Source organism: Rhodococcus sp. NPDC055112, from assembly GCF_053607505.1.
In genome coordinates this window covers 19,824-45,786 of record NZ_JBSGTR010000011.1, presented here as the reverse complement: position 1 = coordinate 45,786, position 25,963 = coordinate 19,824, and the positions used below count along the sequence as shown (strand labels likewise).

The window sequence follows — 25,963 nt, the reverse complement described above, 5'->3', positions numbered from 1 at the left end:
GTCCGCCGTCGACGGACAACCTCCTCGCGAAGCCGCGCGAAGCTCGCCAACCTGAATGTTGCCCCGGCGTGGCTCGGCACCGTGCAGGGATCTCGGTGGAATGATTCCGCCTACGCTGCGGCCGGCCGCTGCACGGGACTCCGCTGCGGTGCGTCTGCCCGGATACGCGGGGTGGCTGGATCTTCGGGGGAGGACGGCTGGTCGGGGTGAACACCGTTGTCACTGCAGAACGAGAACGCCGATCCGACGGCGACCGCCTCACCGATCCCGCTGCGACACGATCCGGGAGTTTCCGCCCGGACATCGAGGGTCTGCGGGCCGTCGCCGTCGTCATGGTCGTCCTCTTCCACGCCGGCGTCCCCGGTGTGGGGGGCGGGTTCGTCGGTGTCGACGTCTTCTTCGTCGTTTCGGGTTTCCTGATCACGGGGATGCTGTGGCGCGATGTGTCGACCACCGGCACGGTCGGCCTCGCCCGGTTCTACGGCGCGCGGGCTCGCCGGCTGCTGCCGGTCGGGGGCCTGGTGCTGGTCGTCACCGCGATCTGCTCGGCGCTGCTGCTGCCACCTCTGCAGGCGCGGGACGTCCTCGGCGACGAGGTGGCGAGCGCGCTCTATGTCGGCAACTACCGGTTCGCCTTGCACGGCACCGACTATCTGGCCGCCGATGCGCCGCCGTCGCCGTTCCAGCACTTCTGGTCGCTCGGTGTGGAGGAACAGTTCTACCTGCTGTGGCCGGCCCTGATCATCGGGGCTGCCTGGCTGGTTCGACGCGTCTCGCGCCGCGACGGCGCGGAGGCCACGGCGTCTGCGGCGCCGTTCGCGCTCGTACTCGCACTGGTTGCCGCGGCATCGTTCGCAACCTCGTTTGCCTGGACCGACACGCTGCCGCCGTGGGCGTTCTTCTCGCTGCCGTCGCGGGCATGGGAACTGGCCGCAGGCGGACTGGTGGCGCTCGCGGCCCGCGGGTGGAGTCGGCTGCCGTCGATGGCTGCCGCCGTTGCCGGGTGGGCGGGCCTTGTCCTGCTCGTCCTCGCGTGCACTCGGCTGGACGAGACGACTCCGTATCCCGGCACCGCGGCGCTGCTCCCGGTGCTGGGCACCGTCCTGGTGATCGGCGCCGGCTGCGCCGCACCGCGACGAGGGGCCGGTCGTGGACTCGCGCTTTCGCCGATCCGGGCGGTCGGCCGGGTGTCGTACTCCTGGTATCTCTGGCACTGGCCGGTGCTGCTGCTGGTGCCGGCACTCCTCGGTCATCCCCTCGGCTTGCTCGGACGACTCGGTGCCCTCGCGTTGTCCGGCGGATTGGCCATGCTCACCCTGCACCTCGTCGAGAATCCGGTCCGGTTCGCCGCGCCGCTGAGGGATTCGGCGTCGCGCAGTCTCGCGCTCGGCGGCGCCATCACCGCCGTCGCCGTGTGCGCGGGGCTGCTGCTCCTTCTCGCGCGTCCCGTCCCGGTCGGCCACGGCGCGGCGGCGGCGGATCTGACGGTCGCCACCGCACCAACGCCCGTGGCCGCCCCGACCATCGACCCAGACGACGCTGCGGTACAGCAGCTGACCGCTCAGGTGCAGGCCGCGGTCACGGAGTCGGCAGCGACGCTCGCCGTGCCGTCGAACCTGTCCCCGGCGCTGGCCGACGCGCCTGCCGACAAGCCGGAGGTGTTCGCCAACGGCTGCGTGCGGTCATGGCTCGAGGTCGGCGTGAGCGAGTGCGCCTCGGGCGACCCGTTCTCCACGACGACGGTGGCCCTGGTCGGCGACTCACACGCCGCGATGTGGAGCCCTGCTTTCGAATCGGCTGCCGAGCAACGACATTGGCGGCTCGAGACACTGGGCAAGGTCACCTGCCCACTGCTGGACCTGCCGATCACCAGCCCCTACCTCGGCCGGGAGTACAGCGAGTGCGAGCAATGGCGTGGCCAGGTCGTCGCGCGACTGCAGGCCGAGCGGCCGCGGTTGATCGTGCTGAGCATGTCACGGCGCTACGGCGGCGACTTCGGGTTCATCGCCTACGATCCCGCCTGGCTCGACAGCCTCACTCGCATGGTGGCGCAACTGCGGGGCACCGGGGCGGCCGTCCTGGTTCTCGGCCCGATCCCCGATCCGCATTCGACCGTGCCGACGTGTCTGTCCGCGCACCTCGACGACGTGACCGCGTGCTCGCCGCCCCGCCCGGTCGCGGTGAATGCAGGCGGCATCGCGGCCGAGGCCGCGGCGACCGCGGCAGGCGGCGGACAGTACGCCGACCTCACGGAGTTGTTCTGCACCGCAGACCGTTGCCCCGTCATCGTCGGCAGAGACCTGGTGTTCCGCGACGACAATCACCTCACTCTCGAGCACGCCCTGGCGCTCACGCCCGTCGTCACCGCGCTCACGGACCGCGCGCTCGCGCCGCGCTGAGCCCGGGGCGCCTGAGCGCCGTTCTCCTCCACACGCTGACGCACCGATTGTCTTGTGCCGGTGCGGTATCGACGCCCCGCCACGATCGAATCAACCGGCGCCAGGTCCCACTGGTCGGGCACATTCGGTGCTAGCGTGCGTATTGCACAACGGCCGCGCTCGCGCTCGGTGGGCGCACGGGCGTCAGGGAGGTACAGCGCTGTGCCCCACGAAGACGATGACACGCAGACCCGAGTCGGCAAGCCGGACACGAGCCACCGCGACCCCGTTCCGCCCACAGAAGAGCGGGTCCATTGGCCGGAGCCAAGCCCCCTCAACGACTGGTGGCAGACCGTGATGAACCGCAGTCGCAACGCATCGATCTGACCACGCCGTCCCGCGCCGGGGGCCACCTGCGAACGACCACCGCGGAAACGGGGGTGGGCGAGCGGGGCGTGTGGCAGGGTGGCGGGACGAAACCGAAAGGGAAGCCGTGAGCCGCACGATCATCCGAAAGGCGGGCATCGCCGCCGTCCTGTTGATCGCGGCCACCGGCCTGAGTGGCTGCCTGGCCCCCGGCACGCCCCCTGGATGGTCGAGCTACACCATCGAGCGCGGCGCACACAGCGCGTCGGTGGGTCGCCCGGCCGGCGCAACCGGCCCCCTGGAGGGCTGGATCAGCCCCGGTGGAGCGTCGCGGACCTACGACTTCATCCTGACCCCAACGGCGGAGTACGTGCTCACCTCGCCCACCCAGCCCGAGGACCAGTTCGACTGGAACAAGCTGCCCGGCTTCTCGGACTGCGGCGACTTCGATCTTGCTCGCAACGGCGCCATGTTCGGCTGGCGATGGCGTACCGACACGTCGCCCCGCGTGCTCGAAATCGTGCCGTATGCCAATGCCAACGGCGTGCATCAATACCCGGAAAGCGCGCTCGCCACCCTCTCCCACGACGATCTCGCGGCCACTCAGCCCCTGAGGTATTCGATCCAGATCGACGGGTCCGTCTACCGTTTCGCGATCGATGGCACCATCAACGGTCGGGTGATCCACGAAACGGCCACCCTCCCCCGGTCCTGCCCCGCCAACCCCACCAGCACCGGCAAGTGGTTCGCCGGCTTCTACTTCGGCGGCACCTCGACCGCCCCCACGCAGATGTACGCCTACGTACGCGAACCCGCCGACGGTACGGAGCCCGGTCAGACCGGCGGGGACGGCTCTTTCGGCTCGTCAATCGCCGCTCCCGCAAACTGATTCGCGACCCGGGGCAACGGTTGCCAGGGCAGGGTAAGACTCAGCGTGGGGCCAGGTTCTGCAGGGCCAGCGCGAGAACACGCGACATGTCGTCGGCGTCGTAGCCCTTCTTTGGCTCGCACCCTTGGTCGGCGACCAGGTGGTTGGACATCGCCAGTCCGTGCAGCAGGACCCAGAGCAGTGGGCCGACGTCCCGGATGTCGCCGGCAATGAGCGTGCCGCTCCGCTGTGCCTCGACAACGAGGTCGTTGAAGTACCGATTGAAATCGGTGGCGGCATCCACCAGGACCCGACTCGGGGTGATCGTGTGGTCGCCTCCGAAGAAGTCGAGCCGGTAGTGGTTCGGGTATGCCCAGGCAAAGCTGACGTAGGCATGGCAGGCGCGAAACAACGGCGTGGACGCTGTCGTGGTGTCCGCGACCGCGCGCTGCATCTCCGCCGTCAGCGCGGCCAGGCTCTCGGCGGCCACGGTGCTCAGCAGGTCTTCCTTGTCCTGAAAGTGCCGGTACGGCGCCGTCCGCGACACGTCGGCCGCCGCGCCGACTGCTCGCAGCGTGACGTTGGCCGGTCCACCCCGCGCCAAGAGGTCGCTGGCCGCGGCGATCAGGGTGCGGCGTGTGTCCCGGCTTTTCTCCTGCATCTCCTGAGGGTAGGAGGTTGTTGACGCTGTCAACAAGCCGGTGTTAGGTTGACGCCGTCAACATAGGGGGCTCAATGACATCGACATCGCAGGCGAATCCTCTCGACATGCTCCGTTCGGATACTGCGGCCTGGAATTCACTACGAGCGGTCCGCGATTCGGGGAGCGTCAGCCTCGTCGACGCCGACCTGGCGGGCGCGCACCTGGCGGGGGCAGACCTGACCGGAGCGGACCTCACCGGGGCCGACCTGTCCGGAGCCGACCTCACGGATGCCGTCCTCGCGGGGGCGAATCTGACCTCCGCCGAGTTCGTCGGCGCCGTCCTGGCGAGGGCCGATCTCACCGGCGCGGTCGCTCACGACGCCAACTTCACCGGCGCGTTTCTCACCCGGGCGGTCCTGCGGGACGCGGACCTGACGATGGCCTATCTGACGTCGACCTTCCTCGGGCACGCGGATCTCACCGGAGCGGACCTCTCCGGCGCGTACATGACCAGCGCATACCTCGGTGATGTCGACCTGACCGGCGCCACGCTGATCGGCGCCTACCTGGGCAAGGCCAACCTGACCGGCGCGAACCTCGCCGCCGTCGTCCTGGACGGCGCCGATCTCACCGGAGCCACCATGCCGGACGGCACCGAGCTCGACTGACCGACAAGACGAACGCACGACGGCCGAGACGACCACCTTCGAGGGGAGGAACGGGAGAGCACTGGGCACAATCCCCCGCTGTCCCGACCCACAGATGCATCCGATAGCGAAGACCGCACTGGCGTTCGTCAACCGAGCGACCGTCGCCCTGTACCGGATATCAGACGGCCGCCTCGGCGGAAGGTCAGTGGGCCTGCCCGTTCTCCTGTTGACGGTGCCCGGACGCAAGACCGGGGTCCCGCGAACGGCACCGGTCATCTACCTCGCGCACGGCGATTCATTCGTTGTCGTGGGCTCCGCATACGGAGCGAAGTCCGACCCCGATTGGATGAGAAACCTTGCCGCGGCCGAGACCGCCCGGATCCGGATCGGTGATCACGAGCGGGAAGTTTCGGCAAGAATCGCGAATAGGGAAGAGCGCGAACGGCTCTGGCAGCACGTGATCGTCCCCAAACTGCCGACGATAGCGAAGCACGAGGCGAAATCCGGGCGCTCATTCCCGGTCGGCGTGCTCACCAGGCCATAGCAGGGCCTGCCGGATGGACAGATCCCCACCGCGGTAGCCGACGCGGCCGCGCATGCGTCACCGTAGGGGCTCGGTCGCGAGCGGAATCTCCCAGACGGCGCGAAGCAGGTCGTGGGGGATACTGTCCGACCATCGACCTGTTGACACGAGTTCGGCTGTGAGCCGCCCGATCTCGTCAGCAGCCATCACGCCACGTTCACCCTCCACCGCTACGAAGACGTTGTCGTCGACCTGATCGATGTATGGAAGAGCGGAGCGGTTGGCGGAAACCAGGCAAGGCCGCGTGTGGGCCGCACCGAACTGCTGCCGCGGCATCAAGTCCGTCAGGACGGAATATGCCTCGTCGATGTCTTTCTGATTGCCGCCGGTTCGGACCCATCGAGCGATCTCGTCAGGTGTATCGAGTGGCGTTTCCAGCACACTGTTTCCCGCGCATTTGAAGTACCAGCGCCCATCCGGGTAGCGAAGCGGCGGCATGATGATTCCACCGTAGAGGGTTTCGCCGTCGCGGACCTTGAGGTACATCGTCGCCGGGAGGTCGACCTCATCGAGCTCTGGTGCCTCCACGAGAACGACCGTGGCGCCGAATGCGTCCATCGCAAGGGGCCTGGCTATCAACCCGATCGCGTTTGTGGCCGCACCGGTAGCAACTACGACGGACCGGGCGCGCCACGACGAACCAGACCGGGCGGTGACACGTTGCCCGCGCGCCTCGCGTCGAATGTCGGTGATCTCGTCACGTACGAGAGTTGCTCCGCCGCTCGTGGCTACCCCGAGCAACGCCCGCACCAACTCTCGCGGATTGACGATGAAGGCATCCTGCTGAAGAACCCCTACGTGACCGGGTTCGAAGCTCAGGTGTCGGAACCGCTGGCGCAAGTCCGCTTCGTCGAGTCGGTCTACTCCTACTCCGAGGTCCGCGGCGTTGCCCTCCAGTCGTTCCCTGTCGAACCACTCGGCCGACTCAGGATCCGTGATGGCCTCCGGCATGACGGCGAGTGACGGTGTGGGCTTGGCGAACTCGATGCCGGTGTTCTCGTGCAGGGTGGGAAACCGACGGATCGAACGGTTGGCGAGCAGCGACGAGACCAACGGCACCTCGAGGACGTGCGCCAGTCGGCCCTGGTCGTAGTGCCCGGCCCACACTCCTTCGTGATCGTCGAAGCGAGCGGGTTCGTCGGGTCCGACGATGAGGACGTCCGCTCCGAGCGCAGTCAGATACCGGGCCGTGGCTGCTCCGATGGGCCCAGCTCCCACCACAATGACATCGAACTCGTGTTCAGCCTGCATGTGCAGTCTCCTAGTTTGTGCCCGTTCGGGCGAATGAGCGTTCTGTGAGCGGGCGGAGCGGGACGGCAACCTACGGCCCGGGGTGAGAATCCGGTGCATCAATGGACTTCTCACCCGAGCCAAGGCCGCAGCTACCCTCTCCCCCACTAGCCGCGTTCGACGAGCACGCAGCGCGCGCCGGAGAAAATCGTCGGCATGCACTTGTTGCAATGGATACACAACGACTTCGTCCACGCATCCTCGGCGATGCGGTTCACCAGATCCGGCTCACGCAGCAACGCACGAGCCATCGCCACGAACTCGAAACCCTCCGCCATCGCGGTGTCCATCCCCGCCCGATCGGTCACCCCACCCAACAACACCAACGGCAGCTTCACCGCAGCGCGGACCTGCCGCGCCTGCTCGAGCATGAACAGATCCCGATACGGATACGCGTGGAGCATCTGCTTGCCCACCAACTGCACCCCCAGCCGCACCGGCTGCGGCATCGCCGCCGCGAACTCCCGCACCGGGGCGTCACCCTTGAACAGATACATCGGGTTCAGCAGCGAACTGCCCATCGTCAGCTCCAGCGCGTCGACACTGCCGTCCGACTCCAACCACTGCGCGACCTGGATCGCCTCATCGATCCAGAAGCCGCCCGGCACACCATCATCCATGTTCAACTTCGCCAGGATCGCGACCCTGTCGCCGACCGCTTCACGCACCGCACGTGCGGTGTCGACGACCACCCGCGCCCGGTTCTCCAGCGAACCACCGAAGGAATCCTTGCGCTTGTTGAGCTTCGGACTCAGAAACGAACTCGCGAAATAGTTGTGGCCGAAATGGATCTCCACCGCATCGAAGCCACCATCGACGGCCAGCTGCGCCGCCGTCCCATGCGCCTCAGTGATCCGCGCGATGTCATCCTTCGACGCCGACCGAATCATCTTCATGCTCAACGGATTGAACGACCGCGACGGCGCCAGCGCAGGCAGACCCGTCGACTTCTCATTCGCCACCGGACCGGCGTGCCCCAGCTGGGCGGACGCCGCCGCCCCCTCGGCATGAATGGCGTCGGTCAGCCGCCGCAACCCCGGCAAGACCTCCGGCCGCATCCACAACTGCCCGCGCTCCGTGCGCCCCTCCGGCGCCACCGCGCAATACGCGACCGTGGACATACCCACCCCGCCCGCGGCCGGGCGACGATGGAACTCGATCAACTCATCGGTCACCAGAGCATTCGGCGTCTTACCCTCGAAAGTCGCGGACTTGATGACCCGATTCCGCAAGGTGATCGGGCCCAGCTTCGCCGGGGCGAGGACGTCGGGATCAGTTGTCACGGAGGGCGGCCTTTCCTAGATTTGTACGGAATCGGGCCTGCGGGGCATCGGCATCGACGACGTCGCGCGATGCCCCACAGGGTTCTTCAGAGGAGCGTTCAGAGAATGTCGGTCAGGGTCACGATGCGCTTGCTGAGTGTGACCCCGGCCGATTCGAGGACGCCGAGCACGAACGGTTCAGGATCGATGCACGCTTCCGGAGAAAAGACTCCGCGCGCGACGATCCTGCCTTCGAGCATCTCCCTCACCGCGGCGGCGGCGGCCCGCGGCGTCGGATCGTCTGCGACCCCGTCCGCGTAGACCACCTGCGCTTCGAAGATGACCTGGGCAGGTTCGCCACCGAGTTCGCCTTCCGCGACGATCTGCATCACCGTGCCGGGCATGCCACTGGGCTCGACGGCAAGCGCCCGCTCTCCCTCCGCGGTGGCCATGTACCGCGCAAGGAACTCCCGAGGCGACATAGGCAGCCCGTCGAGCCTGACGGGGTTGGTCAGGCCGAGCGTCTCGAACGCCTTCCACATGTCGTTGCCGGCTTCCTCGAACCAGGTGTACCTGACGGTGGCGTTGCGTAGCCCGGGCACGTAGCGGCCGAGTGTGATGCCTTCGGGATGCCCCATGTATCCGGCGTGACAGACCCCGAAAGGCTCCTGCAGCGTAAAGGGTTTGGGGTCCGCCCAGGCAGGCACGGATCGGACTTCGCCATCGATGAACTGCCGGACTTCACCGGACATCGAATGCAGCATGTGCTCGTTGATCGTGGCGCCCATGTTGACCATGTACGGGATCGCCATCATGACGTCGACGCTGTCGGCGGTGTCCAGCAGGTCTGCGGCCCATCGGCCGAGGAGGCTGGTGATACCCGGCGCGAAACCCATGCCGAACACGATCGTCACACCGGCTGCCCTCGCGGTCTCGTCGAGGCCCGAGTCCCGAATGATCTGCTCGGCAATATCGAACTCATCGCAGACGTCGACGTAGTTGACGCCGCACTCGATGGCAGCGCGGATGATGGGCATGCCGAACTTGAAGAACGGTCCGACCGCGTTGAACACGACATCGGCTCCGGTGATCACCGACTTGATGCTGGCCGGATCGGACGCATCGAACTGTTCGGCCTTTCCGCCCAGCTCGTCGGCGAGGGCGGTGGCCTTGTCGAGGTCGATGTCAGCGATGACGAGTTCGTCGTAACAGGCGGATGGAGCAAGGATTCTGGCTACGCCGCTGGCGATGGAACCTGCACTGAGAATGACGAGTTTCATGGGTGGCAAACCTCGATCTGTGTGGGCGGAAGAGCCGTAGTCGGAAGTGGTTGTGGCCTGGCCGAGGGGCGTAATGAACCCGACATCGGCAGGCGGGGACGGCGAGCCGATCCGGCCGCGTAGGTGCGGCGGGTCGGCCGGGACGTCAGTCGGTCGCAGGCATGTCCGGCAGCCACGACGCGCGTATTGTGGCGCCGATCACCTGCCGTGCGTACAATGTACACATCACCGCGAGTCGTGTCACTACTTGACGAGGAGATATTTTCGGACCATGAAGGAACCGTTGACGCGCGAGCGAATTGCCCAGGTAGGCATAGCCATTGCCGATGCAGAGGGAATGGACGCCCTGTCGATGCGCCGCGTGGCCACCACCCTCGGCGTGGCCACCATGTCTCCGTATCGTCACGTCGCGGATCGCGACGACCTCGTTGTCGCCATGGTGGACGCCATCACCCGCCAGACCCACCTGCCTGACGATCCCGAGGTGCCCTGGCAGGAGTTGATCAAGACGATGGCGCTCGGCGACTGGCAGGCTTTCGTGGACCACCCCTGGTTGATCGGGGTTTGGTCCACGCCGCGCCGACGCGTCGACATGGCCTCACTCGACCAGCTCGAGATCGTTCTCGCGCGTCTGGATCAGATCGGAATGGACGGCTCCACGAGCTACGCAGCACTCATAGGTGTGGCGGGCCTGACGCTCGGAATGGCTGCATTGAGCATCGACAACCCTGGCGAAGAGATCAAATCCGGCATTGACCTGCGGGAATGGCGGCTCCAGGCCGCCGCCGATCTCGATCAGCGGCTAACCCCTGCCCATGGGCGAGCCGTGCGATTCGCGTCCGAAACGCAGGACCACGCCGGCTACGCCGCGTTCATCACGGCACTGGATGTCTTTATCGCCGGCATCGAGGCCCGTCACGCACTCACCTGACCCGAAGCGCCAATCACGCGAACTCCCCCCCTATTGGACAGCCCACCGGCGCCACGCGGTTTCATCGCGTGGCGCCGGAATCATTTGGCATTCAAACCAATTCGGTAGATCGCCCGAGATGTACGAATTGTCGGCCCATCCGGACGACCTCCGCATTCCGCCGACACACCTGCAAGTCACGCAGTGTCCCATTCAACGGGAGGGTCGCTCGTCCACCCGAATCGACGGCTATAGCGTTCCCGTCCAAGTTCTCGTCGTCGAATCTGCTGGCCGAGAACGATTCTCAGAGCTCGGTACAGGTCGCCAGCGACCCCATCCGCTCCAGGACTCCACCGATCGACGCGCCTCCGAGCCAGGCACCCGCCGCATCTGCATCCTTCCCGGAAGGACTCCGACCTATGGACGCTTCTCAGTTCGCTCTCGGTACCCCTGATCCCCCGAACGAAGACCAGAGCACGCCGACAGGCAGGCAATGGACACCTCGGGTGATCGGTTCGCTGATCTCCATGGCCCTACTGCTCGAACTGCTGTCGATCAGCTACATGATGATCGCCATCGCCCTGCCCCAGATCTCCGCTCATTACCGGACCACCCAGGGCGCCTGGCTACAGACGGGCTTCCTACTGCTCGGCGCTGTTGCCTCGCCGCTCATCGGCAAACTCGCCGACACGCATGGGAAGCGCAAGCTGCTGATGGTGTGCATCGCCCTCTCCGCGGTGGGCGCGTTGGTATCCGCCACCGGCTCCAGTTTCGGTGTCATCGTCGCCGGCCGAGCGCTGACCGGCATGTTGGGTCCCTGCCTGTTCCTGGTCTACACACTCATCCGCGACGTATTCCCCAAGCAAACGGTCGCCATGGCGGTCAGCATCGCGATCAGCGGCATGGGCCTGGTCACGGTCCCCGCTCCCTTCCTCACCGGCTGGCTGGTCGACGACTTCGGGTTCCGCAGCGTGTTCTGGTTCACCCTGATCTGCCTCTGCGTTCTCGGGCCCCTCATTCTCGCCACCACCGATGAGTCGCCCGTGCGGCTGCGGTCGACGATCGACCTCGTCGGCGCGGCGCTACTCGGAGCGGGGATCGCCGGAGTGCTGATCGGCGTCAGCTTCGCGCCGGATTGGGGGTGGACCGCACCGAGCACGCTGGCCTACCTGATCGGCGGAACCGCGTTGTTCGCAGCCTGGATCGTGTCGGCTCGCATGATTCGCGAACCGCTGATCGACCTCCGGATTCTGTCCAATCGCGCGGTCGCCCTGACCGTACTCAGCAGCGGACTCTGCTATGCGGTCAGCGCCGTGTTCGCAATCTTGCTGCCATTCATGTGCATGACCCCCGCGGCCCTCGGCCTCGGCTACGGGTTCGGGGTGAGTGCCGAGGGTTTCGCCGTCTTCCAGGCGCCGCTCGGCGGCGCGACGGTTATCGGGGGATTCGTCGTCGGCTTCCTGGTCTCGCGCACAGGTTCACGCACCCTGATGATCGTCGGCATGGCCGTCATGGCGCTCGCCTGCACGCTGACCGCGATTTCCCACGAGTCCAAGCCGCAGGTCATCATCTTCTCCGCCTTGGTCGGGCTCGGCAGCGGCATCGGCTACGCGGCGGCACCGAACCTGCTGCTCGCGACGGTTCCACAACCGCTGCAGGGAACAACCGGTGCCGTGTCCTCGGTGTCGCAGAGCGTCCTACCCGCCGTCCTGCCAGTCGTTGCATTCACGGTCCTCAACTCCCACATCGCCACCGTCGTCGAGGGCGCGGCGTTCTACACCGACGAAGGACTGACGATCGGCTTCCTGATCGCCGCCGGCGCTGCGCTGGTCGCGGCTATCGCAGCGTTTGCGCTGCCACGCAGAGTCGAGCAGGTCGCCGACCTCGACATACAGACGCAGCCGCTGTCCGCCGAGCCCGTCCTTTCGCCCAACGCGCCCTGACATCGGGGGATCGTGCCCCGAACATGCGGCGCGGCCGACCACCCCCGACCGATTCCTGCCATCGTCCCAACGGAAGGAGCCGGCCAAGACAGCCCACACCAGTGCTCGACGAACCATTTCGATACCACATCAATCGAATCACACTACAAAACAAGGAGTTTCGACAATGGGATCCACAGAAGCCGACCTTCAGCAGATCGGCACCGCGGCCGCACTCATCGGCGGAATCGGCGGCGTAGTCGCCGGCGTCGGCTCAGCGCTGGGCCTGCTGGCTCTCGCAGGCGCAGGCTCGGCCGCGTAGCCGCGAACAGAGAGCGGAATCCTCTCGGCAGGCCCGCGAGCCTGCTGAGAGGATTCCGCCGCGAGAGATCGTGACGATCGCCCCTGACCTGTCACCAGTGACATATCTTCGACACATGTTGCACCACTATGGGATTAACCCGTTGCCGATGCGGAAGCACGCCACGAACAACCGCGTGCCCGAACCCGGCAAGTCAGCAGATCACTTGCCGGGCAGCCATGCGTAGTTCGCCGTCCTGGACCCGTACTTGGCGTATCTGGATATCCATTCTTTGCTGACGGCGGCAACCCGGCCGGTGACGAACAGTCGCCGCACCCGGTCGTCGCGTCGGCTTGCCTGCACCACACCGTCCCTGCGCCCCAGGCTCAAGGCTTGGCCGGTGTAGCCCATCGAATACGGCTTCGGATTGCGCCCCTTGGCCATTCGCGCGAGGGTGTCGGCCGCGTGCGCTCCTTGGGGCGCGGCCGTCGCGCAGCTCAATCGGGCACCGGGGACCGCGGCGCAGTCGCCGACCACGAAGATCCGAGGGTCCGTGACGCTGCGGAGGAACTCGTCCACCTCCGCGCGCCCTTCCCCGTTCACCTGCAGGCCGCTGCGGGCGGCGAGCTCGGGAACGCCTGCCACCACCGCCCACAGGGTGAGGTCCGAGTCGAGTCCCGCGCCCGAGCGGAGGTGGACGGCGCCGTTCGGGCCGGGGTCAACGGCGCTGACCGAGCCGTTCACGATCTCCACGCCGAGGTGATCCAGTGCGGTGTGCACTCGCTGCTGCGCACCGGCGGACAGGCTCGCCGCGACCGTCTCGGCGACCAGGCGGACCCGCAGGTCGGGGCGGGCTTCGGCGACTTCGGATGCGGTTTCGATACCGGTCAGGCCGCCGCCGATGACAGTCACGGTGCTGTCCGCAGGAAGCGCGGCGAGCGCCGCGCGGGCCTGGTCGGCACCTTCCCATGTGCCGACCCCGATGGTGCCGGCCAGCGGCGTGACCGTGCTGCCGACCGCCAGGAACAGGTAGTCGTAGTCGAGGCTGCCACCGTCGTCCAGCGTGACGTTGCCGTCGCCGACCTTCTCGACGCTCCCGACCCGCACGGCGATCCCCGTGGCGAGCATCGAGGAGAGGGGCGTCGCCGCGTCTCCGGTCCCCGCGATCTGCTCGTGGAGCCGCACCCGCTCGACGAAGCTCGAGCGAGGGTTGACCACCGTGATCTCCGCGTCCGGCACCTTCTTCGCCAGCCGGTTCGCCGCGATCGTCCCGGCATAGCCTGCACCAACCACAACAACTTTCACGATTGACCTCCTGTATCGGAATCGGATCGGGAAGTTATTTCTCGCTCGCGTGGTCGAGCCGGGCTGCGACGAGCTCCGCCGCTGCGCGCAGGTAGCGCTGTGAGTCGATACCGCTGGGGTGCTCGCCGTCGAAGATGTCGGCCATCAGCCAGAAGTGGGAGACCGCGCCGACGAGTACCGCCGCCGCCGCGGGCCAGTCGCCGTCGGCGCCGCCCGCGAGCTCGGTCAGCGCGCGCGTGACCACCGTCATCACGACCTCGTACTCGTCGTGGCGGAAGGATGCGAGCACCGAGTCGTCGATCGAGTTGTCCCGCATCAGTATTCGAGACACGTCACGATTGTGGTCGAGGCGGGCCAACCCCATCTCGGACAGCAGGAGCAACCGGTCGACCCGGCTCGCGGTCGGGGCGATCGAGTCGAGCATCCCGACGAAGGAGAACTCGGGGTCGAGCAGGTGCTCCCAATCTCCGCGCTGCGCCAAGCGATGAGTAACGGCCTCGGTCAGCAACTCGCGCTTCGAGCGGAAGTGGCGGAAGAGCCCTCCACCGCCGGGGAGCAGGCCCGCCTCTCCCTCGATCTGCGCCACCGACGTCCGAGCAAACCCCTGCTCACCAAAGAGACGTAGGGCGCTCTCGATGATCTTCTCTCGCGTCGACACAATGCGACAGTAAGTGCTTACTGATATTCGGTCAAGGGATGGGCGCAGGAATCGGTTTGCCAAAGGGCTGCCGGCTCGGGCCGACACCAAGCGCCCTGACCGGTTCGATTCTGTAACGCCGCTGCCCACAAAACAGACCCACCGGTATGAACATTTCGAGGATTGCCCGCGCCACCCCGCTCGCAGCGGTCGCTTGTGCGGCGATGGTCATGTTGTCCGCACCCTCGTCCGCAGCCGAGGTGCTCGATGTCACCGTCGTCCCCGGACTCAGCGGGGGTCCGACGACGCCGTACGGGGCCGGTTGCACCTACCTGGTCGTGGCCAGGACAGCCGCCCTCGCGGAGGCAGGCGTGGGGATCGCCGACCTGAACCGTGCGTCGACCTTCTTCCCGACCGAGTTGATCTGGGACACCGTCGATCCCTACTACGTCCCGACCGTCGTGCTGGGTCATGCCTTCTCACTGTGGACGCCGACCGCGCCGGGAGAGCACACCCTGATGGCCTACCAGACGTCGGCGGGCGGGCCGATCGAGACGGTCACCGTCAACCCGGGCACGCCGATCGGTCCCGGTTGCGTCGTCGCGCCGTGATGACCGAGACGACCAGGCAGCGCACCCGCCGGAAATGCGCCAATCGATCGGTTTCCCCGCAAATGACCTGGAACGTGTTCTAGGTTCGGATCATCGCCCTCGCCATCGCGGGACCGGTTCTGGAAGGAATGAAGATGCAGTTCAACCTCGCGGACGTTTTCGAGACGGTCGCCAGCGCAGTACCCGATCGCATTGCATTGACGTACGAGGGTGAGAACCTCTCCTACACCCAGCTGGACGCAGAGGCCAACAGGGCCGCCCACCTGCTCGCACAGGCAGGCATCTCCCGCGGCGACCATGTGGCGTTGTTCCTGAAGAACGGCATCGAGCACGTCACGTCCATCCTGGGGTTGATCAAGATCCGCGCGGTGCCGATCAACGTCAACTACCGGTACACGCCCGCCGAACTCGAGTACATCTTCACCAACTCCGACTCGGTCGCGGTGGTCGTCGAGATCCCCGAGCACCAGCGCACCCTCGCCTCCCTCCTCGAGGTGTGCCCGCTGATCCGGACGGTGTTCGTGGTGGGCGAGATCGCCGACGAGCTGCTCGCAGCCGCGAATGCGCGCGCAGTCTCCGTGGTCTCCTTCGCCGAGGCTCGCGAGCTGTCGCCCACGGCCGATTTCGACTCCCGCACGGGCGACGACCTGTACCTGCTCTACACGGGAGGAACCACCGGATACCCGAAGGGTGTCATGTGGCGGCACGACGACTTCTTCCGCAAGCCGCTCTCCGGCGGGAACCCGTACGGCGAGGGCACACGACAGGACCTCGCCGAGGTCGCCGGCGCTGCAAAGGAATTTCCCGAACTCTCCTTCCTCATCGCCGCACCCCTGATGCACGGCGCCGCACTGTACTCACTGTTCACCTTCTTCACCCTCGGTGCTCGCGTGGTCCTCAGGCGGGACTTCGACCCGAAGAAGGTCGTCGAATCGATCGAGAAGGACTCGGTCCAGGTGATCCTCATCGTCGGCGACGGCATGGGGCTTCCGTTGGTCGACGAGATGGAACGACGCAAGGGCGAGGTCGACCTCAGCTCCCTGTTCTCGATCACCTCCGGCGGCGCGATCTGGTCCACCAGCGTGCGAGACCGCATGCTGGCGGTCAAGCCGGACCTGCTGTTGCGGGACAACTTCGGCGCCTCGGAGTCCGGCAACGACGGCGCCTTCACCATCGACGAGGCCGGCAATCTTCGAATGCCGCCCTCGCCGAACATGATCCTGGTCGACGAGCGGCTGAACGAGATCCCCTCGGGCTCCGACGAGATCGGCTACATCGCCCGCATCGGCAACGTCCCCCTCGGCTATTACAGGGACGAGGAGAAGACCGCCCGGACGTTCCCGACTCGCGCCGACGGCACCCGCCTGTCGGTGCTCGGCGACATGGGCAGGGTGGAAGCGGACGGCACCATCGTCTTCCTCGGCCGCGGCTCGCAGTGCATCAACACCGGCGGCGAGAAGGTCTTCGCCGAAGAGGTCGAGGCCGCCCTGCACGGGCACCCGTCGATCGTCGACGCGCTCGTCGTGCCCGCACCCGACGAACGCATGGGCCAACAGGTCGCCGCCGTCATCGCGACCTATCCCGGAACGCCCGAACTGACCCTCGACGAGGTTCAGGAGCACTGCCGCAAGACGTTGGCCGGCTACAAGGTCCCGCGTTCGATCGTGCTGGTGGACGAGGTCAAGCGAACCCCCGCAGGCAAGGCGGACTATCGCTGGGCGACGACGATGGCGTCCTCCTAGTCGCACCCGATCCGATCCACGCTCGAGCACACGTCGCCCGAGCGTGGATCGGATCGCCGTGACCGTCCGTCGACCTCGGCCGCTCAGCGGATCCCGTCGGTCGCACGCAAAACCCTCAGAAGCTGTGTCGCATAGTCCGGATCGAAGCGGTACCCGCCGTCCGCGGCGACGAGGTTCCCGCGTTCGACCTTCGCGTCCCACCAGTCCCGCAGGAACCCTTCCGCGTACCCGCCCGTGCAGAAGCCGTACGGGTCGGCCACGAACGACGTGGTGACCATGAGGGTGTAGCAGGGCCGCTCGTAGTCGTCCTGCCCCTCGGCCCGGTTCACGAAGTCCTCGAACGATTTCGCCGTGGCCAGGTGCGAGTACAGCCAGAACATGACGTCGTACATCAGCCACGAGTCGCCGTCCGCATGGAGCGCGTAGAACCCCTTCTCCGTCACGATCCGCTCGGCGAGGTCGCGGACCAGCGCCTCGCCGTCCTGTAGGCCAGCCTCCTCCATGGCCCGGCGGACGATCGGCGAGAGCGTGCCGTGCCGCACCACCGCCAGATCGGCCTGCAGCATCTCCTCGCTGTCGTCGAACTCGTCCTCGCCCACCAGACCACGGACGAAGGTCGCGAAGTCGGGCGCGACCGCGGTGACGCGGTAGTCGGCCTCCTGGTCGACGTGCACGACCCGGGGTTCGCCGCGAGGGCCGCACGCCCGGTAGTCGAGCATGATCTGCTCGTGGCCGGCACTCGGGGTGTCGGCGATACCGACGCCGATGTCCGGGTACCCCCACTCATCCCGCATGAACGTCGCGCCGAGCTCCCCGCACAGCGACCAGGTGGCGGTACGGCCGATCGCATACAGGCCGCTGATCTGGATGTAGTCCTCGGCCCAGCTCGTCGACTCGTCCATCGGGTGGCACGGCCGCTCGACCATGCCGCCGTTGTGCATCCGCATCAGTTCCACGTAGGAGTCCGGGAGCCGGTACCCGCCCAGCTCCTCCTCGATCGACGCGATCAGCTCATCGGCAGGAACGGGCTCGGTGTAGTTCGCCCGCGAGTAGTCGCCCTCGTCCCAGAAACCCCCGAAGTCGACGCCGACGAAATGGCCCGTCATGCGCGGAACGCCATCGGCTCGACCGACGCCCGGTTCGACGGAATCGATGTCCTCCACGCTCACTGGCCCTTCCCTTTCATCCGGATGCTGCGATCGAACCACGAGGCGGACGCAGGCACCGCGGCCATCCAACTCCCCGCTCCCGATGGGTTCGTCAACCGAAGGTCCCCGGCGAGATCACCGACCGCATCTCGATCCACAAGACCGGCATCGGCTCCGACGCCCGCGAACTCCGCATCGAAGGAGCTAGCGGCGGCCGAACCGGTTATTGGACAAAGGCACTCACCGCGACCGAGTGGAGCTTCGCGCGATCGAGGTCCCGCTTGACGTCCTGGGTTCCGGCGTCGCCCTCGCCCGCACGCTCTAGAAATCGGGTCCCCGAACCCGGCTACGGAGTGAGGGCAGGGCTTTTCGGATCGATCAGGATCTTCGCGTGATCCTCGGGGTTGCCGAGCGCCGTGAACGCGTTCTCGACTCCTGCCAGCCCGACCGTCCCGGTGATCAGCGGCGACGGGTCGACCTTGCCGTCGGCGATCAAGTGCAGCGCGTGACGGAATTCGCTCGGGTCGTACCCCAGCACGAAACGAAGTTCGATCTCCTTGTTGATCGCCATCGCCGGCCGGATTCGATCGACCTCCATACACACCCCGACCACGACCACTCGCGAGCGCAACGGGGCGCTTGTCAGAATCTGGTCGATGACTCCTGGGAGACCGACACACTCGAAAACGACAGGGCCGGACGGCGTCGCGCCGACCGCGTCGGCGAGCCGGAACACATGCCACCACGGCAGTTTCGGCACCTTCTGCAGCCGCTCCATCGTGCCGATGCCGAGATCGAGGAGGTCGGGGATCGCGCCGAGCTCGTTCCGCTGCGTGTACGAGGTCCAAGGAGAATGGGTCGCGGGGTCGACCACGACGTCGGCTCCGCACTGCGCGGCCAGCTGTCGCCTGCGAGGCGAGAAGTCATTGGCGACCACGGTGCGGACCCCCGACGCCTTGAGCATGCTGATCACCGCCAAGCCGATCGGTCCACATCCGATGACGATGGCGGTCTGCCGCTTTCCGACCTCGCCCCTGCGCACCGCGTGCCAGGCCACCGCCATCGGCTCGGTGAGGGCGGCCTTCTCGGCCGACAGGCCGTTCGGCACCGCCATCATCACCGCCTCCTGGACGACCACCCGTTCCGAGTAGCCGCCCGGCGCCGCGGCCGAGAGCCCGGTCAGGTGGACGCCGGAGTTCTGGCGAATGATCGGCATGGCGACCACCCGGGTCCCGACCGGCCAGCGCTTCCTACAGTCGGGCCCGTACTCCACGATCTCTCCGCAGAATTCATGGCCCAGAACGACATCCTGATGCGAGCGCATGAACCCGTCGTAGCCGGACTCGGCGGCCAGATCCGCCAACTGGTCACAATGGACGCGCGCATGCAGGTCCGAGCCGCAGATCCCACACCGCAGCACGTCGATGAGGACCTGCCCCGCCTTCGGCGTTGGCGCCGGGACATCGGCCACCCTCAACTGTGCGTCGCTACAGAGAACCGCCTTCATCGCCAACTCCTCGGTCGAAGCTGTGGACAGGATAGCGGTGAATCAACCCCTGTCTCGGGTGATCGCTCCCGGGTAGGACCTCGACTGAGCGGGTGGCCACGATTGCCGAATTCGGTTGCGCGAGTATGGTCCGGGTTGCACGATTTGTAACGAATTCTGTTGCGCAACCGGTATGGAGGGTGCGGCGGACGTCTCGGTTCGCGCATCTCGGATCAAGGGGAGTGATCATGAGCAATCAGTTGGTGCGGCGTGGGTGCGCTGCGACCCTCGCTGCTGTCGGGCTGAGTACCGCGGTGGTGACCGGCGGAGGCGCTGTCGCGAACGCGCAGCCCGCGCCGCCGACGTCGACGACCATGACGTGCGGGAGCCTGAACCCGCTCTTCTGGGCACCGTCGTTCACCTGGACCGTCCATGCGGCATCCGGAGAGTCGCTCCGTCCGGGCGCAGACGCGCTGGAGCCGGCGATCTTGCTGAGCGGCGGAAATGAACTGCCCGTGCCTCCCGGCGGACTCATTCCGAGCATCGGAGTCAACTGGTACGGCACGCGGGTGCTGGTCGACTGGACCAACAAGACGACTGGAGCCACCGGCCGTAGCGTCAGCGACGAGACGGCCTTCCAGCAGCATCCCGGAATCCCGATCAATCGAACCTGGACGGGCACCGGAGCGGTGGATTTCACCGTCACCGTCGAGACCGGGGCGGGACTGCGGTTCATCAATACCCAGAAGGCCGTATGCAAGGGCACGATCTCGGTAGTCCCCGGGCGTAACTAGGGACCGTCCGGTTGGCGGCACGCCGCCAACCGGATGACGCCCCGCCCACGCTCACCTGGGCGTGAGGTGATGCCCCATCAGAACGCTGAGCTGGGCGCGCGCATCGACGAAGGGCTGGCTCGACTCGAGCGCGCGGCTCTGCACGATGGCGCCCTCGATCACCGACAGCAGCAGCCCCGCCGTCGAGCGCGCGGCCGCTCCCTCGATTCCCGCCGCGACCATCCCGTCGGCGAGCCGGGAGGTCCAGTCGGTGAACGCCTGACCGGCGGCGGACTGCACCGCCGGGTTCTGCTCGTCCAGCGCGGCCGCCATCATGAACGAGCCCAGCCGGTACTCACTGGACTCGAGCGGCTCACGCCAGAAGGCGAACAGCTCGTCCAGCCACTGCTCCACCGACGGCGCGCTCGCCAGCTTCTCCGCCATGACGCTCACGTGCGAATGCACAACTCTCGACACGATCCGTGTCGCCGTCTCCACCAGCTGGCCCTTGCCGGACGGGAAGTGCTGATACAGCGAATTGCGTGACGCATTGCTGCGCTTGAGCAGCTCGGTCAGCCCGGCCGCGTTCACCCCGAACTCCTGCACCATGGCGATGGTGCTCGCGAGGAGTCGAGCTCGCGGTCGTGCCGTGGTCATGCGAATCCTCCCGCTTGTGTGAACCGATCGGTTCATGTTAGATGATGTCAATTGATGGACCGATCGGTTCACATGGAGAGGATGCTGTGCCCGCCCCCATCGCCACCGCCAATCCCGTCACGCACACGGCCCTGCTGGGCCTCGGCGCGTACCGGCCCCGACGCGTCGTCCCCAACTCCGAGATCGTCGACGCCATCAACTCCAGCGACGAATGGATCCAGACCCGATCCGGCATCAAGGCCAGGGGCTGGGCCGACCTCGACGAGACCATCGTCTCGATGAGCGTCGCGGCATCACGCGACGCACTCGCCGCCGCAGGCCTCGAGGCCGGGCAGATCGACGCCGTGGTGCTGGCGACGTCCTCACAGATGGTGCTGGGACCGTCGGCGGGTGCTGTGGTCGCCACGGAACTCGGCATGCACGACACCGCGGCCTACGACATCTCTGCCGGGTGCGCGGGCTTCTGCTACGCGCTCGGCAACGCCGCGAGTCTCGTCCGCGCAGGGCAGGCCCGCCACGTCCTGGTGATCGGCGTGGAACGGCTGTCCGACCTTCTCGATCCGACCGACCGGACCTGCGCGTTCATCTTCGCCGACGGCGCGGGCGCGGTAGTCGTCGGTCCCGCCGATGCCGAGGGAATCGGTCCGGTCGCCTGGGGTTCGGACGGAACCCAGACCGAAGCGATCAAGCAGGACAAGGACTTCAAGCAGTACTTTGCCGAGGTCGCCGCCGCAGAAGCCGGTGGCGGCACCACGGAGCGGCCCTACATCCGGATGAACGGTTCGGCGGTGTTCCGGTGGGCGGTGACCTTCCTGGAGAAGGCCTGCCGCGACGCACTGGAGAAGTCCGGGATCACGGCCGACGACCTGGACGCCTTCGTGCCGCACCAGGCCAACAGCCGCATCACCGACGCGCTGATCCGGACGCTGGGGCTTCCCGAGACCGTCGCGGTCGCCCGCGACATCGTCGAGACCGGCAACACCAGCGCGGCATCGATCCCGATGGCCATGGAACAGCTCCTCCGTTCGGGCGGCGCCAAGCCCGGCGACACCGCGTTGCTGCTCGGCTTCGGCGCCGGACTGGCCTACGCCGGACAGGTCGTCCGGCTGCCCGCGATCGTCTGAGTCACCGAGCCCGGCGGGGCCGCGTCGTGCGGTACCCGCCGGGTCGGCGTGGCGTCCACGCCGGACCGCGTGCAGCTCGCACCGGCCCCAGGAAGCGCACGGGGTGACACCCACAGCCCACGCGATCCTCATCCGTCGCGGTCGGGTCCTCGCGCAGGGACCCATCGGGGAGGTACTCACGAGCGCCGAGGTCAGTGCGTGCTTCGAGCACAGCATCGAGATCAGCACGCATCGCGGCCGTTGGGCCGCCCGAGCGTTGGCGTCCGTCTGAGGACAACCGGCGTGGTTCCCGCCGATCTCACCGGGGGCAGCCGGTCCGGGGCGTCCGTGCCCTCTCCTACGCTCGGACAGGTGGACTGGGCGAGAGTGGAAGCGGCCGTGCAGGATCAGATCGTGGCGTTCGTGCGCCGGATGCGCGAGGAGCACGCCGACGACCGGATCTACGGCGCCGCCGTGCACGGGTTCTATGCCGAGGCCGGCGGAGTGATCGCGTGGCCGATGATCGGGGTCGTCAGCGAGGAGTCCCTCGCGTCGGTCGTGACCGACCGCCACGACGCCGACGCGCTTCGGTGGAGCCCGGCCGACTGGCCGTGGCAGCTCGACCCGGGCGAAGCGGAGAACGGCTGGGCCGGGCGGGTCGAGGCGGCCGCGACGGCAGACGGCGGCAAGCGCTGGCATACCGTCCACGACCGGTTCGAGCGCGCGGTCGCCAAGGCCTGCAAGGCGGCGCGTCGCACCCTGGTCGACGAGGGGGTCGTCGACCGCGAATTCGTCGCGGTGGCCATGGACGAGGCGTGGGAGCTGATTCCGCTGAGCCTGACCAGGACCCAGGTGCGCAGGCACTTCCCCGAGCTCGACGAGGAACAGCGGGCGATCGACCGGCTGGCCGCGATGCCGCCCGAGCAGAGGGTGATCGAGTTGATCGCGATCGCCGACTCCCCCACCCATGCGCCTCCTGGTGCCGAGCGTGCACGTTCCTGGCTCCGCGAGCTGGGGCCCGACGCGGTGCCCGCGATCCTGGGGCACCTGCCTGCCGCGCGGGAGATATGGCCGTGGGCGAAGCTTCTCGGTGAGCTCGGCACCCCCACAACGGAAGTGGTGGCCGAGCTGGACGCAATCGTGGGCGACCGTCGACTGGGGGAACCCGACCGAGCCTGGGCCGCGGCGGCGCTCTCCCGCCTCGGCCGGATGGCCCTGGTGACGGCCCGGCTCGATCGGCTTCCCCTGGAGGTCGCCGTCCGGGGGCTCAGCGCGCCGTACACCTCCTTCCGGGACGTCGGCGTCCACGAGCCGTTGGACTACGGCCCGCTGGAGGCGGCGCTCGCCGAGCATCCAGCACTGCACGGCGCGGTGTGTGACCGATTGGCCCCCGGCAGCGGGTACTGCATCATCGACACAGACGAGGTCGAGGCGGCGTTCGCGGGACTTGCCTCGCCGTGGACGGCGATCCGGCGGCACGCCGTGTTCGTGCTCGCGGACATGCCACTGACCCCAAACCAGCGCGAGCGGTTCCACGCCGAACTGCACCGGCTGGCGACGGACCCGAACACCCTCGTCCGCGATGCCATCGCCGTGGTCGGCGAACTCGGTACCCCCACAACGGAGGCGGTCAGCCCCGGCGCGGACGGCGCAGCCGGAGCCGGCTGTAGGTGAAGACGGCGAGCACACAACTGATGAGCACCAGCATGGCGATGCTGAGCAGCCACCACGATGCGGTGTGCTGCCACAGCGTGTCCGGCTCGGTACCGGTGGAATTCGTGACCAGGTCCACCGTCGAGGCCGCGGCCGCGAACCCCCAGCGGGACGGGAAGAGCCACGCAAACTGTTCGAGTACGGCGCGTCCGGTGATCGTGATCAATCCTCCGCACATCACCAGCTGCGCCATGATCGTGACCACCAGCATCGGCAGCACCTGCTCGTTCGAGCGCGCCACCGACGACAACGCCAATCCGACCAGCACGCAGCAGCATGTGGTGACGGCGATGTCCACGATCAGTTCGACGGAACCGGAGGAGAGCACGCTGCCGCGACCGGGGAAACCCTTGCCCGCGTAGACGATCATCACCATGATCACCGACTGCACGATCGCGGCGGCGCAGAACACGACGATCTTCGCCGTCAGGTAGGCGGACGGCATCAGCCCGGCGGCACGTTCGCGCTGATAGACCATGCGCTCTCCGACCAGGTCGCGGATCGTCAGTGAACAGCCCATGAAGGCGGCGCCGAGAATCAGCACCACCAGGATCTGGGTGAGTTCGCCGGACACGTCGGAACCAGACGGCCCGAACCCGGTGTCGCCCGGCACGAGCAAGGCCAAGCCGCCCAGCACGAAGGGCAGCAGCGACAGGAAGATCAGGTAGCCCCGGTCGGCGCGGATCAGCCGAACCTGGCGGCGGGCGACGGTGCTCAACTGCTTGCGCCCCGAGGTGTGCGCGGGAGAGCCGAGCGGCCCTGGCGGGGTCGGGGGTGGCGCCTCCACCACCGGGCGGGTGGCGCGGTACTCGGCGAACACCCCGTCGGGGTCGGCTGCGACGCGGGCGAAGATGTCGGCCCAGTCGGTGCTGCCGAGCGCGGCCCCCACCCGGTCCGGCGGGCCGACGTAGGCGGTCTTGCCGCCCGGTGCGAGGAGCAGCACCTGATCGCACATCTCGAGGTACGACAGCGAATGCGTGACGATGACGACGATGCGGCCCGAATCGGCGAGGCGGCGCAAGGTCGCCATGATCTGCCGGTCGAGCGCAGGGTCGAGACCCGAGGTCGGTTCGTCGAGGATGAGCAGTGATGGACCCGTCAGCAACTCCAGCGCGACGGATGCACGTTTGCGCTGTCCGCCGGACAGGCGGTCGACCCTGGTGGCGGCGTGTTCGGTCAGCTGCAGCTCGTCGAGCACCGTCGCGATCACCTCTTCGCGGTCGGCCCGGCTCGTGTCAGGCGGCAGCCTCAGTTCGGCGGCATAACCGAGCGCCTGCGAGATGGTCAGCTGCCGGTGCACGACGTCGTCCTGGGGGACCATCCCGATGCGAGAACGCAGCACCTGGTAGTCGACGTGCACGCTGCGGCCCTCGAACTCGACCACTCCTTCCGTGGGTCTTTCCGAACCGGAGATGATCTTGGCGACGGTGGTCTTTCCCGCGCCGGAAGGGCCGATCACCGCGGTGAGACTCCCCGGTCGGGCAGCGAAGGTGACGTCCTCGAGCAGCCGCCGCCCTCCTTCGATGGTGAGTCCGACGCCGTCCACACGCAGACCGCCCGCGGTCGGCGTCATCGCCTGCCGTGAAACGAGTCGGCCTTCCTGCACGCTGAAATCGGTGTTGCCGATCGTGACGACGTCGCCGTCGGTCAGCTGCGCGCGCGACACCCTGGCGCAGTTGACGAACGTTCCGTTGACGCTCCCCAGGTCGTCGATCTCGAGGCCGGACGGCAAGTTGTGGACGATGGCGTGATGGCGTGATGCCAGCACGTCCCGGACAACGATGTCGCTGTCGGGCGACCGTCCCACCGTGAGGGATCCCGCCGGGGCCGCCTCATGCGGTGTCGGGGGCGGGGCGCTCGGGGCCCCTGCCTCGATCGTCGACTCGTCCCATCGACCGCCCACGTCCAGTCTCGTCGCGTCGGGATCTTCGATCGAGAGCCGCACGACGGGTCCCTCGACCGCGTCACCCAGGCGGACGAGGACGTCGCTCGTGACGGGAATCTTCTCTCGGCGCTCGCCGCCGACGTAGATCCCGTTCTTGCTGCCGGCGTCGACGAGCTGCCAGCCCTCGTCCCACCTGAGCCGTGCATGCTCGCGCGACACCAACGGATCGACGATCGTGATCTCCAATTGCGGATCCCTGCCGATGCGTACGGGTCTGTCCGCGCTGTGGCTGGTGCGGCCGTGTCCGGCCTCGACCACGACCCGCGGGTGCTCCGGGTGCTCCTTGTTCGCCCTGTCGTCCATCGCCACGGCCTCCGATCAGCGTCATCGGGTGTAGAGCGTCGACTCCTTCCATGGTCGCACGCATGCCAGAGCATCGATACCTCCTCG

Annotated in this window: 23 protein-coding genes; 13 read left to right on the top strand and 10 right to left on the bottom strand. The window is 67.3% G+C overall.

What is annotated here, in order from left to right; genetic code table 11:
• Nucleotides 1–206 precede the first annotated feature (206 nt).
• Both ACWFRB_RS08280 and ACWFRB_RS08275 read left to right on the top strand, forming a co-directional pair.
• Entirely contained in the window at nt 207–2,399 is a 2,193-nt protein-coding gene (locus ACWFRB_RS08280; protein WP_452640177.1) for an acyltransferase family protein, read from the top strand.
• 472 nt (nt 2,400–2,871) lie between these two features.
• On the top strand, nt 2,872–3,633 hold the full coding sequence (locus ACWFRB_RS08275) for a hypothetical protein (protein ID WP_452640176.1): 762 nt from the start codon (nt 2,872–2,874) through the stop codon (nt 3,631–3,633).
• 40 nt (nt 3,634–3,673) lie between these two features.
• Here the strand turns inward: ACWFRB_RS08275 and ACWFRB_RS08270 are convergent, their stop codons facing one another.
• Nucleotides 3,674–4,273: a TetR/AcrR family transcriptional regulator gene (locus ACWFRB_RS08270; protein WP_452640174.1), complete on the bottom strand. Its 600-nt coding sequence runs from the start codon at nt 4,271–4,273 to the stop codon at nt 3,674–3,676.
• Nucleotides 4,274–4,347: 74 nt separating this feature from the next.
• On the opposite strand from ACWFRB_RS08270, the gene ACWFRB_RS08265 reads away from it, so the two are divergent.
• Nucleotides 4,348–4,923 carry a pentapeptide repeat-containing protein gene (locus tag ACWFRB_RS08265; RefSeq protein WP_452640172.1) on the top strand — a complete coding sequence of 192 codons (576 nt, stop codon included), beginning with the start codon at nt 4,348–4,350 and terminating at the stop codon, nt 4,921–4,923.
• A 94-nt stretch (nt 4,924–5,017) separates the two neighbouring features.
• Nucleotides 5,018–5,449 carry a nitroreductase/quinone reductase family protein gene (locus ACWFRB_RS08260; protein WP_452640170.1) on the top strand — a complete coding sequence of 144 codons (432 nt, stop codon included), beginning with the start codon at nt 5,018–5,020 and terminating at the stop codon, nt 5,447–5,449.
• Nucleotides 5,450–5,506: 57 nt separating this feature from the next.
• Here ACWFRB_RS08260 and ACWFRB_RS08255 read toward each other — a convergent pair whose 3' ends face one another.
• From ACWFRB_RS08255 to ACWFRB_RS08245, 3 genes are all read right to left on the bottom strand, one after another.
• Nucleotides 5,507–6,739: an NAD(P)/FAD-dependent oxidoreductase gene (locus tag ACWFRB_RS08255; protein WP_452640168.1), complete on the bottom strand. Its 1,233-nt coding sequence runs from the start codon at nt 6,737–6,739 to the stop codon at nt 5,507–5,509.
• A gap of 146 nt (nt 6,740–6,885) precedes the next feature.
• Complete coding sequence (locus tag ACWFRB_RS08250) at nt 6,886–8,061, bottom strand: NADH:flavin oxidoreductase (RefSeq protein WP_452640166.1); 1,176 nt, start codon at nt 8,059–8,061, stop codon at nt 6,886–6,888.
• A 98-nt stretch (nt 8,062–8,159) separates the two neighbouring features.
• Nucleotides 8,160–9,320 carry a saccharopine dehydrogenase family protein gene (locus ACWFRB_RS08245; protein ID WP_452640164.1) on the bottom strand — a complete coding sequence of 387 codons (1,161 nt, stop codon included), beginning with the start codon at nt 9,318–9,320 and terminating at the stop codon, nt 8,160–8,162.
• A 271-nt stretch (nt 9,321–9,591) separates the two neighbouring features.
• Between ACWFRB_RS08245 and ACWFRB_RS08240 the strand changes: the two genes are divergently transcribed.
• From ACWFRB_RS08240 to ACWFRB_RS08230, 3 genes are all read left to right on the top strand, one after another.
• Entirely contained in the window at nt 9,592–10,251 is a 660-nt protein-coding gene (locus tag ACWFRB_RS08240) for a TetR/AcrR family transcriptional regulator (RefSeq protein WP_452640162.1), read from the top strand.
• 506 nt (nt 10,252–10,757) lie between these two features.
• Nucleotides 10,758–12,173, top strand: coding sequence for an MFS transporter (locus ACWFRB_RS08235; protein WP_452640270.1), 1,416 nt, complete (start codon nt 10,758–10,760; stop codon nt 12,171–12,173).
• 166 nt (nt 12,174–12,339) lie between these two features.
• Entirely contained in the window at nt 12,340–12,474 is a 135-nt protein-coding gene (locus ACWFRB_RS08230) for a hypothetical protein (protein WP_281252183.1), read from the top strand.
• A gap of 201 nt (nt 12,475–12,675) precedes the next feature.
• Here the strand turns inward: ACWFRB_RS08230 and ACWFRB_RS08225 are convergent, their stop codons facing one another.
• Nucleotides 12,676–13,758, bottom strand: coding sequence for an NAD(P)/FAD-dependent oxidoreductase (locus tag ACWFRB_RS08225; protein WP_452640161.1), 1,083 nt, complete (start codon nt 13,756–13,758; stop codon nt 12,676–12,678).
• 34 nt (nt 13,759–13,792) lie between these two features.
• Nucleotides 13,793–14,416 (bottom strand): TetR/AcrR family transcriptional regulator, encoded by a 624-nt coding sequence (locus ACWFRB_RS08220; protein ID WP_452640159.1) that lies wholly within the window; start codon nt 14,414–14,416, stop codon nt 13,793–13,795.
• A 146-nt stretch (nt 14,417–14,562) separates the two neighbouring features.
• On the opposite strand from ACWFRB_RS08220, the gene ACWFRB_RS08215 reads away from it, so the two are divergent.
• Nucleotides 14,563–15,006, top strand: a complete 444-nt coding sequence (locus ACWFRB_RS08215) for a hypothetical protein (RefSeq protein ID WP_452640157.1) — start codon at nt 14,563–14,565, stop codon at nt 15,004–15,006.
• Between the two features lie 134 nt (nt 15,007–15,140).
• Nucleotides 15,141–16,748 carry an AMP-binding protein gene (locus ACWFRB_RS08210; RefSeq protein ID WP_452640155.1) on the top strand — a complete coding sequence of 536 codons (1,608 nt, stop codon included), beginning with the start codon at nt 15,141–15,143 and terminating at the stop codon, nt 16,746–16,748.
• A gap of 83 nt (nt 16,749–16,831) precedes the next feature.
• Here ACWFRB_RS08210 and ACWFRB_RS08205 read toward each other — a convergent pair whose 3' ends face one another.
• Together ACWFRB_RS08205 and ACWFRB_RS08200 are read right to left on the bottom strand one after the other, a co-directional pair.
• Nucleotides 16,832–17,917, bottom strand: a complete 1,086-nt coding sequence (locus ACWFRB_RS08205) for an SMI1/KNR4 family protein (RefSeq protein WP_452640153.1) — start codon at nt 17,915–17,917, stop codon at nt 16,832–16,834.
• Nucleotides 17,918–18,242: 325 nt separating this feature from the next.
• The gene (locus ACWFRB_RS08200; protein ID WP_452640151.1) at nt 18,243–19,403 is read right to left on the bottom strand and encodes a zinc-binding dehydrogenase; all 1,161 of its coding nucleotides are present in this window, start codon (nt 19,401–19,403) and stop codon (nt 18,243–18,245) included.
• A gap of 227 nt (nt 19,404–19,630) precedes the next feature.
• On the opposite strand from ACWFRB_RS08200, the gene ACWFRB_RS08195 reads away from it, so the two are divergent.
• Nucleotides 19,631–20,176 (top strand): hypothetical protein, encoded by a 546-nt coding sequence (locus ACWFRB_RS08195; protein WP_452640149.1) that lies wholly within the window; start codon nt 19,631–19,633, stop codon nt 20,174–20,176.
• Between the two features lie 51 nt (nt 20,177–20,227).
• On the opposite strand, the gene ACWFRB_RS08190 is transcribed toward ACWFRB_RS08195, so the two are convergent.
• Complete coding sequence (locus ACWFRB_RS08190) at nt 20,228–20,812, bottom strand: TetR/AcrR family transcriptional regulator (RefSeq protein ID WP_452640147.1); 585 nt, start codon at nt 20,810–20,812, stop codon at nt 20,228–20,230.
• Nucleotides 20,813–20,898: 86 nt separating this feature from the next.
• Between ACWFRB_RS08190 and ACWFRB_RS08185 the strand changes: the two genes are divergently transcribed.
• The 3 genes from ACWFRB_RS08185 to ACWFRB_RS08175 all read left to right on the top strand — a co-directional run bounded on the left by ACWFRB_RS08185 (nt 20,899) and on the right by ACWFRB_RS08175 (nt 23,589).
• Nucleotides 20,899–21,936: a beta-ketoacyl-ACP synthase III gene (locus tag ACWFRB_RS08185; protein ID WP_452640145.1), complete on the top strand. Its 1,038-nt coding sequence runs from the start codon at nt 20,899–20,901 to the stop codon at nt 21,934–21,936.
• Between the two features lie 103 nt (nt 21,937–22,039).
• Nucleotides 22,040–22,207 (top strand): hypothetical protein, encoded by a 168-nt coding sequence (locus ACWFRB_RS08180; RefSeq protein WP_452640143.1) that lies wholly within the window; start codon nt 22,040–22,042, stop codon nt 22,205–22,207.
• Between the two features lie 80 nt (nt 22,208–22,287).
• Nucleotides 22,288–23,589, top strand: coding sequence for a DUF4303 domain-containing protein (locus tag ACWFRB_RS08175; protein ID WP_452640141.1), 1,302 nt, complete (start codon nt 22,288–22,290; stop codon nt 23,587–23,589).
• On the opposite strand, the gene ACWFRB_RS08170 is transcribed toward ACWFRB_RS08175, so the two are convergent.
• Complete coding sequence (locus ACWFRB_RS08170) at nt 23,546–25,876, bottom strand: FHA domain-containing protein (RefSeq protein ID WP_452640139.1); 2,331 nt, start codon at nt 25,874–25,876, stop codon at nt 23,546–23,548. The genes ACWFRB_RS08175 and ACWFRB_RS08170 overlap by 44 nt on opposite strands.
• Nucleotides 25,877–25,963 lie beyond the last annotated feature (87 nt).